The following is a 13,492-nucleotide window of genomic DNA, read 5'->3' on the forward strand; positions in this document are numbered from 1 at the left end:
CGTGATTCCGACCGGGCTCCTGTACTTGAACGCCTCGGTCCCCGGCATGCACGAGATGAACCACACGAGCGACACGCCTCTGGTCCAGGTCCCTTTCGAGTCTCTCTGCTCCGGTTCCGCGGCGCTGGAGAAGCTGATGGAGGACTTTCGATAACCGTGGCGTTCATCAGCGCAAGGACTTCGGTCCGAACCGCGTCGCGCTGGCTCGCGATCGCGATTTCGATCCTGCTCCAGGCATCGGCCGGTCGCACAGCGTGGTGCGCGCCGTCGTCCGCGGCCCCCACGGCGCAAACCATGGCCTTGGGGGACACGCTGCGGCTCGACGCCCGCGTCCGCACCGGTGTCCTGCCGAACGGGCTGCACTATTTCATCCGCGCAAACCACAAGCCCGAGGCCCGCGTCTCGCTGCGCCTTGCCGTCGACATCGGTTCGACCGCCGAGGCCGAGGACCAGCGCGGGCTGGCGCACTTCAACGAGCACATGAACTTCAACGGCTCGGCGCACTTCAAGCCGGACGAGCTCGTGTCCTACCTCCAGTCGATCGGCCTGCGTTTCGGCGCGGACGCGAACGCGTATACCTCGTTCGACCAGACGGTCTACTCGCTCGACGTGCCCACCGACCGCGACTCGCTGCTCGTTCGGGGGGTCACGGCGCTGTCCGACTTCGCAGGCCGCGCCACGCTCACCGATCCGGAGATCGACAAGGAGCGCGGCGTCGTGCTCGAGGAGTGGCGGCTTGGCCTGGGCTCCGGCGAGCGCATCCGGCGGAAGCAGTTCCCGGTCCTCTTCCACGGCTCGCGCTACGCGGACCGGCTGCCCATCGGCCTGCCCGAGGTGATCGAGAAGGCCCCGCACGACCGCCTGCGCGCGTTCTACCACGACTGGTACACGCCCGATCACATGGCCGTCATCGCCGTGGGCGACATCGACCCGGCGAAGATGGAGAGGCTGATCCGCGAGCACTTCGGAGATCTGAAGCGGCCCGCACAGCCCCGGCCGGCGCCGGTGTTCGACATTCCGCCCCATGATTCGACCCTGGTCGCGATCGCCACCGATCCCGAGGCGACGGCGTCGAGCGTGACGCTCGGGTTCAAGTCCCCACACGAGGTCACCGCGACCGTGGGGGACTATCGCCGCGATCTGGTGCGGGACCTCTATTTCGAGATGCTGAACGAGCGATTCGACGAGATCGCGCATCGCGCCGACCCGCCGTTCCTGAATGCGGGCGCGGGCGGCGGCATGCTGGGCCGGACCGACGACCTGTGGGAGCTGGATGCGCGGGTGAAGGACGGCGGCGTCGAGAACGGCCTCGCGGCACTGCTCGAAGAGACGGCGCGCGTTCGCGCGCACGGATTTTTGCCCTTGGAGCTCCAACGCGCCAAGGACCGCATGCGCGCCAACTGGGAACGCATCTATGCGGAACGCGACAAGTCGGAGAGCGCGGACTTCGCCCGCGAGTACGTGAGCTACTTCCTCGTGGCCGAACCGGCGCCGGGGATCGAGGCGGAATACGCGATCGTGAAGAGCGTCCTGGACGGCATCTCGCTCGCCGAGATCAATGCGGTGCCCGCGCAGCTGATGCGGCCCGGCAACCGGGTCGTGCTCGTCACGGCACCCTCGACGAGCCAGGTGCCCGATGAGGCGGCGCTGCGCGCGGTGATCGACCGCGAGGCGAAGGCCAACCCGGTCGCCTGGGTCGATTCGACGGCCGGAAAGCAGCTCATGGCGAAGCGGCCGGCGCCGGGGCGGGTGAAGTCGCGCCGAACCGTCCCCGAGATCGGCGCCACGGTCGTGACGCTCTCGAACGGCGTCCAGGTGTGGCTCAAGCCGACGGACTTCAAGGCCGACGAGATCGTGTTCTCGGCCACGTCGCTGGGCGGCGCGTCGCTTGCGGATTCGGCCGACTACGCGGCCGCGGCGCTGGCGGGAGCGGTGATCGGCGACGCCGGCGTCGGCGGCTTCACGAGCACCGAGCTCGACAAGGTGCTGGCCGGCCGCATCGCGCGCGTAGGCGCCTCGTATGGCGATTACACGCAGGGGATCTCGGGCAGCACGCGGCTTCAGGACTTGGAGACGGCCCTCCAGCTCACCTATCTCACGTTCACGCAACCCACGCGCGATCCGGACGGATTCGCGGCGTTCCAGAAGCGCACGATCGAGTACCTGAAGGACCGCGCGAACAACCCGCAGGCGGCGTTCTCGGACACGATCGTGGCCGTCAACGAAGGAGGGCTCTACCTGGATCGCGTGCCGACCGTGGCTCAGGTCGAAGCGCTGAAGCTGGACCATGTGCTCGCGTTCCACAAGCAGCGCTTCGGCAATGCGGCCGACTTCACCTTCGCGTTCGCCGGGAATTTCAAGGTGGACGCGATCGTGCCGCTGCTGGCGCGGTACCTGGGCGCGCTGCCGTCGCGGGGCAGGCCGACGTCCCACTTCGCTCCCAGGTTCCCGCGCTATCCGACGGGAAATCTCGCCGTGCAGGTGCACAAGGGCCTCGAGCCCAAGAGCAGCACGCGGATCACCTACTTCACCACGGGCGCCCCGATCGAGGAGCTGGACATGCATCGCGCCCGCGCCTGCGCGTCGATCCTCACCGACCATCTGCGTCAGACGCTGCGCGAGCTGATGGGGGGCACCTACTCGGCCGGGGCGTCCTATTCGAACCTTGGCCCCGTGCCGGGCTATGCGACGATGACCGTCTCCTTCGGCAGCGATCCGGCGCGGGTCGACACCCTGGTTCAGGCGACGCTGTCGGAGATCCAGAAGCTGCGTGATGAGGGCCCATCCGCCGCCGATGTCCAGAAGGACCAGGAGATCGAGCGGCGCGAGCTGGACGTGGCGCTCCAGCAGAACGGCGTATGGACGGGATCCATTCTCACGTCGCTCCAACTCGGCATCGACCCGCGCCGCATCGCCCACCGACGCGAGCGCATCGGACTCTTGACCATCGAGAACCTCCGCGACACCTTCCGCAAGTATTTCCCGGCCAACCGCCGCACTGTGATCAGCCTTCTGCCCGAGGTGGGCCTCCCAAGCATCGCCCCATAACCAGCCGGCGCGATCGCGTTCGGTTTTCTCCGCTTGGACGTACAGGGGAACATGTTTGCCCCTACCTCACGTCCAGCGCGGAGGGCCTCGTCCCTCGCGGTTCCCGCCCTTACCTTGGTCCTGCTCGCGCCCTCCGTTTTCGCCGCCGGCCTCTTCGGGATAGTCGACACGGGGGAGCTGTACCAGTCCAGCGACGGCGGTGCGAGCTGGGCGATCCGCGCGACCCTCGCCGTCCACGACGCCGTGGGCCTCGCGGCTTCGAGCAGCGCGTCCAACCTCACGATCCTGACACGTTCCGGATCCGTCTATCAGTCGGAGGACGGGGGCCTCTCGTGGTCGGGGGTCGGCGCGATCACGGCTTCGGACGTGGCGGCCTTCACCATCCTTCCCGACTCCAAGATCCTCGCGCTCACGGCAAGCGGAACGCTCTACCAGTCGGCGGATGGGGGCGCGTCGTTCACTGGTCTCGCCGCCCTCACATCGTCGAACTGCGTGTCGCTGATTCGCGGTCCTCTGGGGCGACTCTATGCGCTCGCCCGAACCGGTGAGGTGTATCAGAGCGACACCAACGGGGCGTCCTGGACCGTGGTTGGCTCGGTGGCCGTGTCGAACGCGGTCGCGATCCAGCGCAAGGCGGCTGAGCTGTTCGTCCTGACGGAGACTGGCGAGGCGTATCGGAGCCTCGATTGCGGGGTGTCCTGGGTTCCCGTGGGCGCGGTCACGGCGAGCAACTTGAGCGCGATGGTCGTGAGCGGCGGCTCGCTCGTGGTCGGAGCCAGAACGGGCGAGGTCTACCAATCGGCGACCGGCACGGTGTGGGCGCCGCTGGGGGTTGTCAATCAACTGAACCTCGTGGCGCTGGGGTCGGACGAGCCCATGGCGACGGGAGTCCAGGTCAAGGACACGCCGCCGAGGCTCGCGATCGGAGCTCCGTATCCAAATCCCGCTCCGGGCGGCGCGGGGACGTTCCCATTCAGGCTGGACCGTCCCGCGGAAGTGCGGCTCGAGCTTTACGACGTTCAGGGGCGGCTCGTGGCCTCTCGGGCGAGGGCATCGTTGCACGAGGGGGCGCATGGCTTGGCCTGGGCTCCGAAAGGACTGGGGACAGGAAGGTATCTCGTTCGGTACGTAGTTTCGGGTCGGCAGACCGCGGCGGCGTCCTGGGTGGTTCTTCGGTAGCGGACGTACCACCTGGAACTGTCGCGGCGATCACAGCGCATCACGTCGGTCGTGGTGCTCCGGAGGCAGAGATGATTCGTCGGAATCGGCAGTGTCGTTCCTGCGTTGTGGCAGCCTTCGCGATCGCGGCGGCACTCACCCACTCGACCGCGTACTCGGCGGTTGCTTTGATGGTTCCGACCGGAGAGGCGGCGAGCGACTTCTTCGGTTACTCGGTGTCTCGTGCGGGGGACGTGAACGGGGACGGCTACGACGATGTGATCGTCGGTGCCTACTCCAACGGCACGGGGGGACTGTTCGCGGGCCGGGCGTATGTCTACTACGGCGGGCCGGGGGCGGACGCCGTGGCGGACCTGACCCTGACGGCAGCGGCGGCGGGCGACCAGTTCGGCCAGTCGGTGTCCGGTGCGGGGGACGTGAACGGGGACGGCTATGCCGACGTGATCGTCGGGGCTCCGAACAACGACGCGGGCGGCGCGAACGCGGGCCGGGCGTATGTGTACTACGGGGGTCCAAGTGCCGACGCCGTGGCCGACCTGACCCTGACGGGAGCGGCGGCGAGCGACTTCTTCGGCCTCTCCGCATCCGGGGCAGGCGACGTGAACCGGGACGGCTTCGACGACGTGATCGTCGGCGCGAATGCTAACGACCAGGGGGGCGTGGACGCGGGCCGGGCGTACGTGTACTACGGCGGACCCGGTGCGGACGCCGTGGCCGACCTGACCCTGACGGGCGCGGCGGCGGGCGACCGGTTTGGCAACGCGGTGTCCGGGGCGGGAGACGTGAACGGGGACGGCTATGCCGACGTGATCGTCGGAGCCAACAACAACGACGCCGCGGGCACGAACGCGGGCCGGGCGTACGTCTACTACGGTGGGCCGGGGCCTGACGCCGTGGCCGACCTGACTCTGACCGGAGTGTCGTCGAGCGACTTCTTCGGCATCTCGGTGTCCGGGGCGGGGGACGTGAACGGGGACAGCTACGCCGACGTGATCGTCGGGGCCAGCACGAACGACCAAGGGGGCGTGGATGCGGGCCGGGCGTATGTGTATTACGGGGGGCCGGGGGCGGATGCAGTGCCCGATCTGACCCTGACCGGAGCGGCAGCGGGCGACCTCCTCGGCCAGTCGGTGTCGGGGGCGGGGGACGCGAACGGAGACGGCTATGCCGACCTGGTCGTCGGGGCACCCCAGAACGACGCGGGGGGCGTGGACGCGGGGCGGACGTACGTCTACTACGGGGGACCTGGCGTGGACGCCGTCCCCGACCTGACCCTGACGGGAGCGGCGGCGGGTGACAACTTTGGCTGGTCGGTGTCCGGGGGGGACGTGAACCGGGATGGTCACGCCGACGTGATCGTGGGGGCGTGGGGCAACGACGCCCGAGGCAATGCCGCAGGTCGTGCCTATGTCTTCACGCCCCGCCCCTACGAGGTGCTCTCTCCCAATGGTGGTGAGCAGTGGATCGCCGGCCTGGAGCAGCGTGTGCGCTGGCTCGGGGCCGGCCTCGCCGATCTTTGGATTTCCTTCGACGGCGGCGCCAGCTACTCCATCCTCACTTCAGGCGTTGGAGGACGCGATCAGAACGAGTTCGCGCTCACCGCTCCGACCTTGGCAACGAGCGGGGCCGTCCTGCGGGTGAGCCCGTCCGGGGTGCCGGTGACGCACTCCAACTCCGACGCGAGCGATGGCGTGTTCCGCATCGTGGCCAAGCACGATCCGCCGCCGGCGGCGCACCGTGTCGAGATCACACCGACGGGAGCGGCGGTGGGCGATGCCTTCGGCCAGTCGGTGTCCGGGGCGGGGGATGTGAACGGCGATGGCTACGCCGACGTGATCGTCGGGGCAGCCCAGAGTGACGCCGGGGGAGCGGACGCGGGCCGGGCGTATGTCTACTACGGGGGGCCTGATGCGGACGCGGCGCCCGACTTGACCCTGACCGGAGCGGCGGGGGGCGACGCCTTCGGCAACTCGGTCTCCGGTGCGGGGGACGTGAATGGGGACGGCTACGGCGACGTGATCGTCGGGGCGTACCAGAACGACGCCGGGGGAGCGGACGCCGGCCGGGCCTATGTCTACTTTGGGGGGCCTGGTGCGGATGTGGTGGCCGATCTCACCCTGACCGGAGCCGCGGCGGGTGACGCCTTCGGCGTTTCGGTGTCCGGCGCCGGGGACCTGAACGGGGACGGGTACGCCGACGTGATCGTCGGGGCCTACGCGAACGACGCCGGCGGCGCGGACGCGGGCCGGGCGTATGTCTACTACGGGGGCCCTGGGGCCGACGCGGTGGCCGACCTGACCCTGACCGGAGCGGCGGCGAACGACTTCTTCGGCTACTCGGTGTCCGGGGCTGGAGACGTGAACGGGGACGGCTACGCCGACGTCATCGTCGGGGCCTACGCGAATGACGCTGGCGGAGCGAACGCGGGCCGGGCGTATGTGTACTACGGAGGTCCGGTGGCCAATGCCGCGACCGACCTGACCCTGACCGGAGCGGAGGTGAACGACTTCTTCGGCTGGTCGGTGTCCGGTGCGGGGGACGTGAACGGAGACGGCAACGCCGACGTCATCGTGGGCGCGACCATGAGCGACGCCGGCGGCACGGACGCCGGACGGGCCTATGTGTACTACGGAGGTGCGGTGGCCGACGCCGTAGCCGACGTGACCCTGACCGGAGCCGCGTCGGGCGATCTCTTTGGCGTCTCGGTGTCGGGTGCGCGGGACGTGAACGGGGACGGCTACGGCGACGTGATCGTGGGGGCGTCCGCGAACGACGCCGGGGGCCCGAACGCGGGCCGGGCGTATGTCTACTACGGGGGACCTGGCGCTGATGTCCTGGCCGACTTCACCCTGACCGGCGCGGTTGCGGGCGACCTCTCCGGCACCTCGGTGTCGGCGGCGGGCGACGTGAACGGGGACGGTTACCCCGACGTGATCGTAGGGGCAAACGCAAACGATGCTGGAGGCTTGGACGCGGGCCGGGCGTACCTGTACGACTGCAATCGCTATTTCCTGACGGCCCCCAATGGAGGCGAGTCGTGGAATGTCGGGGCCACGAAGACGATCTCCTGGGTGGGCGCCGAGCCCGCGGACGTCTGGCTTTCCGTGGACGGTGGGAACACGAATCAGCTCGTCGTGTCCGGAGTCGGAGGGTCGGAGACCAACGCGATTCCCATCCGAGTGCCTCATACCCCGACCAAGTTCGCGCGAATCAAGGTCACACCGTCGAACGCGGCCATCGGCGGTTTCGACCAGGGCGATTCGCTGTTCACGATCCAGACCTCGGTGCAGCTCCTCGCCATGCTGGCCGCCGCACTCCCGGAAGGCGGGCAGGGTGCCGTGATCTCCTGGACCACCGACCCGGGTCCCGAAGACCTCGCGGGCTACAGGCTCGAGAAGGCTGAGGGCTCAACATCCGATTCCAACCCTTGGCGCACGGTCGTGGCACTGACTCGCGATATCCAGTACACGGATCGTTCCGGCGGCCCCGGGACACGCTATCGGCTCTTCGCGGTGAACGGGTTCGGAGAGGAGCTGTTGCTGGGGGAGGCGTCGCTTCGCCCGCTCAAGCCGCTCACGGCGTGGCCACTTCCGTATCGGAGCGGGACGCTCAACATCTCCTTCGCGACGAGCGGCCTGGGAGCGGGCGCGGCCCGCACGGAGCTTCTTCTCTTCGACGTGATGGGCCGGCTCGTGCGACGGCTGGATTCGGGAGTCTACGGGGCGGGGTATCGGACCGTCACGTGGGATGGCCGGGATGGCGATGGCCGGCCGGTCGCGGCCGGCCTTTACTTCCTCCGCACCAAGAGTGATCTGGGCTACGAGCGCTCGATCAAGGTCGCGGTGCTCCCGTAGGGCTGGGCCCCTTGCGGACAACGTCGTTCTCGGCCAGAATTATCGAGGAAATCCTGCCTTGCCTCTGATGCATGTCACTTCTCGAAGGGCTGATGACCGATCCCGGGCCCCCACCCGAGGGCTCCGCCTCGAACGATTCGAAGCCGGGGCCACTCTCGCCGGACCTCCTTGTGACGGGGCAACTCCTCGAGAGGGCGAAGGCGGGGGACCGTTCAGCTCTCGAAGCGTTGATGGCGCGGTACCGACCGCGGCTCGTACGTTGGGCCACCGGCCGACTCCCCCACTACGCTCGCTCCCTCCACGACACGGCGGACTTGGTCCAGGAGACCCTTCTCCGCGCCGTTGAGGGGCTCGACCGCATCGAGGAAAGCTCACCGGGGCAGTTTCAGGCCTACGTTCGCCAGGCCGTGCTCAATCGCATTCGCGATCAGGTTCGGTGGGCGAATCGGCGTCCCGCAGACGCGACGGCGTTGGAACATTTCAGAGACGCGGCGCCGTCGCCTTTGGAGCGCGCGATCGGAGTCGAGATGGTGGAGCGATACGAACGAGCCCTCGGGCAGCTGAGTGATGTGGAGCGCCAGCTCATCCACTTCCGGATCGAGCTGGATTTCTCCTACGAAGAGATCGCGGCCGCCATGGGTCGCGGGAGCCAGGACGCCGCGCGCATGGCGGTGCAGCGCGCCATCCGGAAGTTGGCGAAGGCGATGGGCGATGCACGCTGACGACCCTCTGGACGACCTCGCCAGCTCTGTCTCGGACGGGACTCAGATCGATTGGGATCGCGTCGCGGCAGACCCCGAAGATGAGGCCGAGATCCAGGGCCTCCGAGACGTGGAACGGATCGCCGCATTCAGTCGAACGCTCCAGCGCTCCGGAGCGAATGATGGCGCGCCGCCCGATGCTCCCGCCGTTTCTTCCGGAATACGACCTCAACACTGGGGCGATCTCACACTCCTCGAGCGCATCGGTGCCGGTTCGAACGGGGAAGTGTGGCGAGCGTGGGACGCAACACTGCAACGCGAGGTCGCACTCAAGTTCCTTCAAAGCCGACGCATCGAAGCCGCGGGCACGGCACGCGAGGTGCTTCTGGAGGAGGCGCGAGCCCTCGCGCGCGTTCGCCACCGGGGTGTGGTGACGGTGCATGGAATTTCAGAGCACGATGGGCGCCCGGGAATGTGGATGGAGTTCCTGCGTGGTCCCACGCTTGCCGAAGAGATCGAGCGGCGGGGCGCTCTTCCGGTAAGTGATGTCCTCCGTATCGGCATCGGCCTGTGTGCAGCGCTGGAGGCCGTGGACCTCGCCGGCCTCGTTCACCGCGACCTGAAGCCGGCCAACGTCGTCCTGGAACCCGACGGGCGCGTGGTGCTCACCGACTTCGGCCTCGGTTGGCGCCGGGCCGGTTCCACCGAGCAGGCGCCACGCGGCTGGGGCACCCCCGTCTTCATGTCTCCGGAGATCATGAGCGGTGAAATACCAACGCACCGCTCGGACCTCTACGCGCTTGGCGTCACGCTCCGGTGGGCGCTCACCGGGACGGCCCCGTTTCACGCAAAAGACTGGGAGTCGCTGAGGGCAGAGGCGGGTCGCGGGCCCACCGCGGCGCTCTCGGAGGAGAGACCCGATGCGCCTCCAGGTCTGGTCCGGGCCATTGAGGCGGCCATGGCGCCACGAGCGGAGGATCGCATCCTGAGCGCGTCGAAACTCGCGTCGTTGATGCTAGCCGTCCGGGGCGCGCGTGGCGTGGCCTCGATCGCGGTCCTCCCCTTCGTGAATCGAAGCCGCAGCGAGGATGACGAGTACTTCTCCGACGGTCTCGCCGACGAGATCCGAAACATGCTCGCCAAGATCCGCGGGCTGAGAGTGGCGGCGCGAACGTCGTCATTCCGGTTCAAGGGGGGCAAGGAGGACTTGGCCACGATTGGCCAGAAGCTGAACGTCGCTGCGATCCTGGAAGGCACCGTGCGCAAGTCCGGGAACAACGTGCGGATCTCGGTGCATTTGCTGAAGGTGTCCGACGGGTATCACCTCTGGGCCGAGACGTACGACCGAACACTCGACGACATCTTCGCGGTGCAGGACGATATCGCTCAATCCGTGGTGCGGGAGCTGCGCGAGAAGTTGTTGGGTGAAAAGGTGGATTCGAAGGCGGGTGGAGAAGTCCGAGCGGAGGTGGCGCGGGCCGCGAAGGGCCGAGGAACGAACCCCGAAGCGCATCGACTCTGCCTGCAGGCGCAGTATTTCGCGGCCCGCGGCAGTCGCGAAGATATGCTGAAGGCGTCGGGCTATCTCGAGCGGGCTCTGGAGTTGGACTCGGCCTACGCGCTGGCCTGGGCGCGCCTGGGTCGGTCTCACATGAGAGCAGCGGATATGGGCTGGGTCGAGGCGGAGGTGGGGCACAAGCGCGGCAGGGAGCTCGTGGAGCACGCGCTTTCCTTGGAGCCGGACCTGGCAGAGGGGCATGCGTCCCTCGGCTGGACTCGGATGGTTATGGATTGGGACTGGAGCGGTGCGGAAGCGTCGTTTCGACGGGCTCAAGAGCTGATGCCGGGTAATACGGTCGTGCTTTCTTACGCCAGCGCGATGGCATCAAATCGGGGCCGCCTCGAGGAGGCGATCGAGATTGCCCATCGTGGGGTGGATCAGGACCCGCTCAGCTCCCTGTCCTATATCACCCTCGGCCTCATGCTCTATCGTGCCGGCAGCTTTGCGGATGCGGAGAAGGCGTTTCGGGTGGGTATCGAGCTTTCACCACAGAGGGCCAACATACGCGCCTATCTCGCGTTCGTGCTGCTCGCACAACGGCGTGCCGACGAGGCGCTCGCGGTAGCACTGGAGGAGCCCGAGGGGTGTTTTCGCCTGGAGGCGCTGGCGGTGATTCATCACGTCGCGGGGCGTCAGAAAGAGGCGGACACCGCGCTTCGCGAGCTGATCGAAACCATGGCGGATACGGCCGCATACCAAATCGCGTCCGTGTATGCCGTCCGCCATGAACCGGATTCGGCATTCGAGTGGTTCGAGCGCGCGTACCGGCTTCGGGACACGGGACTCGCCGAGATGAAATCCAATCCGCGCCTTCGCTCGCTGCACGGAGATCCACGTTGGCCGGAGTTCCTGGAGAAGGTCGGATTGAGGGAGTGACCACCCCCCGGCAGTCTGCACGCGCAGCGAGAATCCCGTTTCAACCTCCCTTCACTTTCGCCGATCCAAGATCGTGAGGCCGAACGTCGGCTGTCGCCTGGCCCTTGACTGGGAGTCTCCCATGAGCCGATCGATCTGGATTCTCGCCATTACCCTCCTTTCCATCGCGACCACTTTCTCCCTGGCGGCCCCTCGCGAATACTCGCCCGCGTCCCAGCGTGACCTGGATGAATCGGGGGAAATGGGGTGGATCCTCGTTACCGACGGCGCCACAAGCATGTCCGACCTGGCCGACCAGGAATCGATCGAGGAGCTCCGTGTGCGCTTCGGCAGTCCCTTCCTGGTTCTCCATCAGGGGAACGCCCGCTTTGTGGTGCGGGATCGGGGGCTGATCGATCGCGCTGAGCGCGCCGTCTACGCGATCAAGGTCTACGGCAAGGAGACGGCCATGCTGGCCACGTTCCAGGCTCGGGGCGCGCTTGGATCCGCGAAACGAGCGCGTAAGGCCTCCGCGCTTGCGGAACGCCCGGCGCCCGGCGGATCACGGGGAGACTCGGATGATCGGCTCCAACGCGAGTTCGAGGCGCTGATCCACGAAATGGAAGTCCTGGAGGCCTCCTCCCGACGTGGGGAGGTCTCTGGCGAGACGCACGAGCTGGACCTCAGAAGCAAGGCGCTCTCGAGGCGGCTTCAGCAGGCGGTACGCGGCGGCCGTCGGGAAATGCGCCAGATCTTCGACGACGCGAAGGAGCGCCACCTGCTCCAGCCGCTTCCCGAGGGCATGGCCCGATGACGATGATCAGCGCGCGGCGATCTGCCGCGCGATCGCGACCGACACCGCCGCGTAGACGAGTGCGATGATTCCGTGCGCGGCGATGATGAGGCCCAGGAGCAGGAGATAGCCCTCGAAGTGGCGGCCGGAGGAGGCCGCGGAGACCATCTGCAGCACGCAGTACGCTCCGAACAGGATCGCCGCGACCGAGAGCGCGAGGACCACCAGGCGCAGCGCCGCCTGCCGCGGACCGACGATCAGGTAGGTGAGGCAGAGCCCGCTGTACACCAGGAAGCCGATCGCGATTCCGCTCCAGAACGGGATTCGCGACGGATCGCGTGATGGCAGGACGAGCGCGATCACGCTGAAGAGCCACAGAGCGACGGCGATGGTCATCACCGAGCTCAAGCCCACCATGATCTTGAGCGGGAGCGAGAAGCCGCCGAACTGGGCGGCGAGCGGTCCCGCCGGCCCGAACCGGCGCACGGCGGCTTCCTCGGCTTCATGCTGTGACATGCCATTCCTCCGTTCCTCGGCCACGATCTCCTGCAGGTGATCGGCGGCCTCTTCGACAACGCGTCGTGCGAGCAGCGGGTCGTGTCGCAGCGCCTGCCGCAGCTCGGCCAGGTAGTTCGCGATCGGGCTATCCATGGTCGGGAGCGGCGCCCCGGATGACCGCGTTCACGCTCGCGACCAGATCGCCCCACGCGCGGCGGCGGTCGCGCAGCGCCGCCCGCCCCGCCGGCGTCAGCCGGTAGGTCCGGCGGCTGCGGCCCGAGACGGTTTCGGCGGCGCTCGCGAGATAGCCCGCCTGCTCGAGTCGATAGAGCGAGGGGTAGAGCGTGCCCTCGGCGAGATCGACGTGGCCGCCGCTCGCCACCCGAAGCGCCTTGATGATGTCGTAGCCGTGCGAAGGCTTGCGGGCGACCACCGCGAGCACCATGAGATCGATCTGGCCGGCGAGCATCGGTTCGCGCTTCATACCTAGCTATTCTAGGCATAGCGGGACTAGGTGTCAAGGGCCGGTTGCAAGCGGGGCTTGTCTGGCCGAACATTCCTTCCGGCGGGGTCAAGAAATGCCGTACTTTTCGAACGTGACCACGCGCGTTCGCGTTGCACTCGTCGTCCTGGCCCTGGCCGTGGTCGCCGGACTCTCGTTCGGGCCGATCGCGGCCCATCTCGCGGCCGGTCGCATCCGGGCGGCCGCCGCCGCCCGCGGCCTTACGGTCTCGTGGCGAAAGCTCGCGGTGTCCGGGCTGGGACGGGTGATGGTCAGCCGGGTCGTCGCAGCGCGCCCCAACGCAGGCGGCGGCGCCGACTCGCTCTTCCAAGCCGACTCGCTCACCGTCGCGCTCGACCTCGGCTCGCTCTGGAGCTTGCACCCAGGTGTCGGGAGCCTCGGCCTCTGGCATGCCCAGATCCGCCTGCCGGCGAGCAGCGCGGAGGAGACCGACACGCTCATGCTGGACGACCGCCCGGCCGGGCGCGCCTCCAAGGAGGA

9 protein-coding genes are annotated in these 13,492 nt (G+C 67.9%); 7 read left to right on the forward strand and 2 right to left on the reverse strand.

The features are described 5' to 3' along the window. The first annotated feature begins 294 nt into the window (after positions 1–294). The 6 genes from VE326_01365 to VE326_01390 all read left to right on the forward strand — a co-directional run bounded on the left by VE326_01365 (position 295) and on the right by VE326_01390 (position 12,012). Entirely contained in the window at positions 295–3,048 is a 2,754-nt protein-coding gene (locus VE326_01365; protein HYJ31845.1) for an insulinase family protein, read from the forward strand. A 114-nt stretch (positions 3,049–3,162) separates the two neighbouring features. Further along, positions 3,163–4,227 carry a hypothetical protein gene (locus VE326_01370; GenBank protein ID HYJ31846.1) on the forward strand — a complete coding sequence of 355 codons (1,065 nt, stop codon included), beginning with the start codon at positions 3,163–3,165 and terminating at the stop codon, positions 4,225–4,227. Between the two features lie 170 nt (positions 4,228–4,397). Next, complete coding sequence (locus tag VE326_01375; protein ID HYJ31847.1) at positions 4,398–8,081, forward strand: FlgD immunoglobulin-like domain containing protein; 3,684 nt, start codon at positions 4,398–4,400, stop codon at positions 8,079–8,081. Between the two features lie 92 nt (positions 8,082–8,173). Next, positions 8,174–8,803, forward strand: coding sequence for an RNA polymerase sigma factor (locus VE326_01380; protein HYJ31848.1), 630 nt, complete (start codon positions 8,174–8,176; stop codon positions 8,801–8,803). After that, positions 8,793–11,219, forward strand: a complete 2,427-nt coding sequence (locus tag VE326_01385) for a protein kinase (protein HYJ31849.1) — start codon at positions 8,793–8,795, stop codon at positions 11,217–11,219. The genes VE326_01380 and VE326_01385 overlap by 11 nt, the downstream gene beginning before the upstream one ends. A gap of 73 nt (positions 11,220–11,292) precedes the next feature. Continuing rightward, positions 11,293–12,012: a hypothetical protein gene (locus tag VE326_01390; GenBank protein ID HYJ31850.1), complete on the forward strand. Its 720-nt coding sequence runs from the start codon at positions 11,293–11,295 to the stop codon at positions 12,010–12,012. A gap of 6 nt (positions 12,013–12,018) precedes the next feature. On the opposite strand, the gene VE326_01395 is transcribed toward VE326_01390, so the two are convergent. Next, positions 12,019–12,642 (reverse strand): permease prefix domain 1-containing protein, encoded by a 624-nt coding sequence (locus tag VE326_01395; GenBank protein ID HYJ31851.1) that lies wholly within the window; start codon positions 12,640–12,642, stop codon positions 12,019–12,021. Further along, on the reverse strand, positions 12,635–12,973 hold the full coding sequence (locus tag VE326_01400; GenBank protein ID HYJ31852.1) for a PadR family transcriptional regulator: 339 nt from the start codon (positions 12,971–12,973) through the stop codon (positions 12,635–12,637). Before VE326_01400 ends, VE326_01395 begins: the two co-directional genes overlap by 8 nt. Before the next feature lie 112 nt (positions 12,974–13,085). Here VE326_01400 and VE326_01405 point away from each other — a divergent pair. Continuing rightward, the coding region (locus VE326_01405) for a hypothetical protein (GenBank protein ID HYJ31853.1) at positions 13,086–13,492 on the forward strand (407 nt) is incomplete at its 3' end.

The sequence above is a fragment of the Candidatus Binatia bacterium genome, from assembly GCA_035631035.1.
In the GTDB taxonomy this organism is placed as follows: domain Bacteria; phylum Eisenbacteria; class RBG-16-71-46; order SZUA-252; family SZUA-252; genus DASQJL01.

Coding starts and splice junctions, on each gene's coding strand:
- VE326_01365 (HYJ31845.1), top strand. CDS start 295: ATGGCCTTGGGGGACACGCTGCGGCTCGACGCCCGCGTCCGCACCGGT.
- VE326_01375 (HYJ31847.1), top strand. CDS start 4,398: ATGGTTCCGACCGGAGAGGCGGCGAGCGACTTCTTCGGTTACTCGGTG.
- VE326_01380 (HYJ31848.1), top strand. CDS start 8,174: ATGACCGATCCCGGGCCCCCACCCGAGGGCTCCGCCTCGAACGATTCG.
- VE326_01385 (HYJ31849.1), top strand. CDS start 8,793: ATGCACGCTGACGACCCTCTGGACGACCTCGCCAGCTCTGTCTCGGAC.
- VE326_01395 (HYJ31851.1), bottom strand. CDS start 12,642: ATGGATAGCCCGATCGCGAACTACCTGGCCGAGCTGCGGCAGGCGCTG.
- VE326_01400 (HYJ31852.1), bottom strand. CDS start 12,973: ATGAAGCGCGAACCGATGCTCGCCGGCCAGATCGATCTCATGGTGCTC.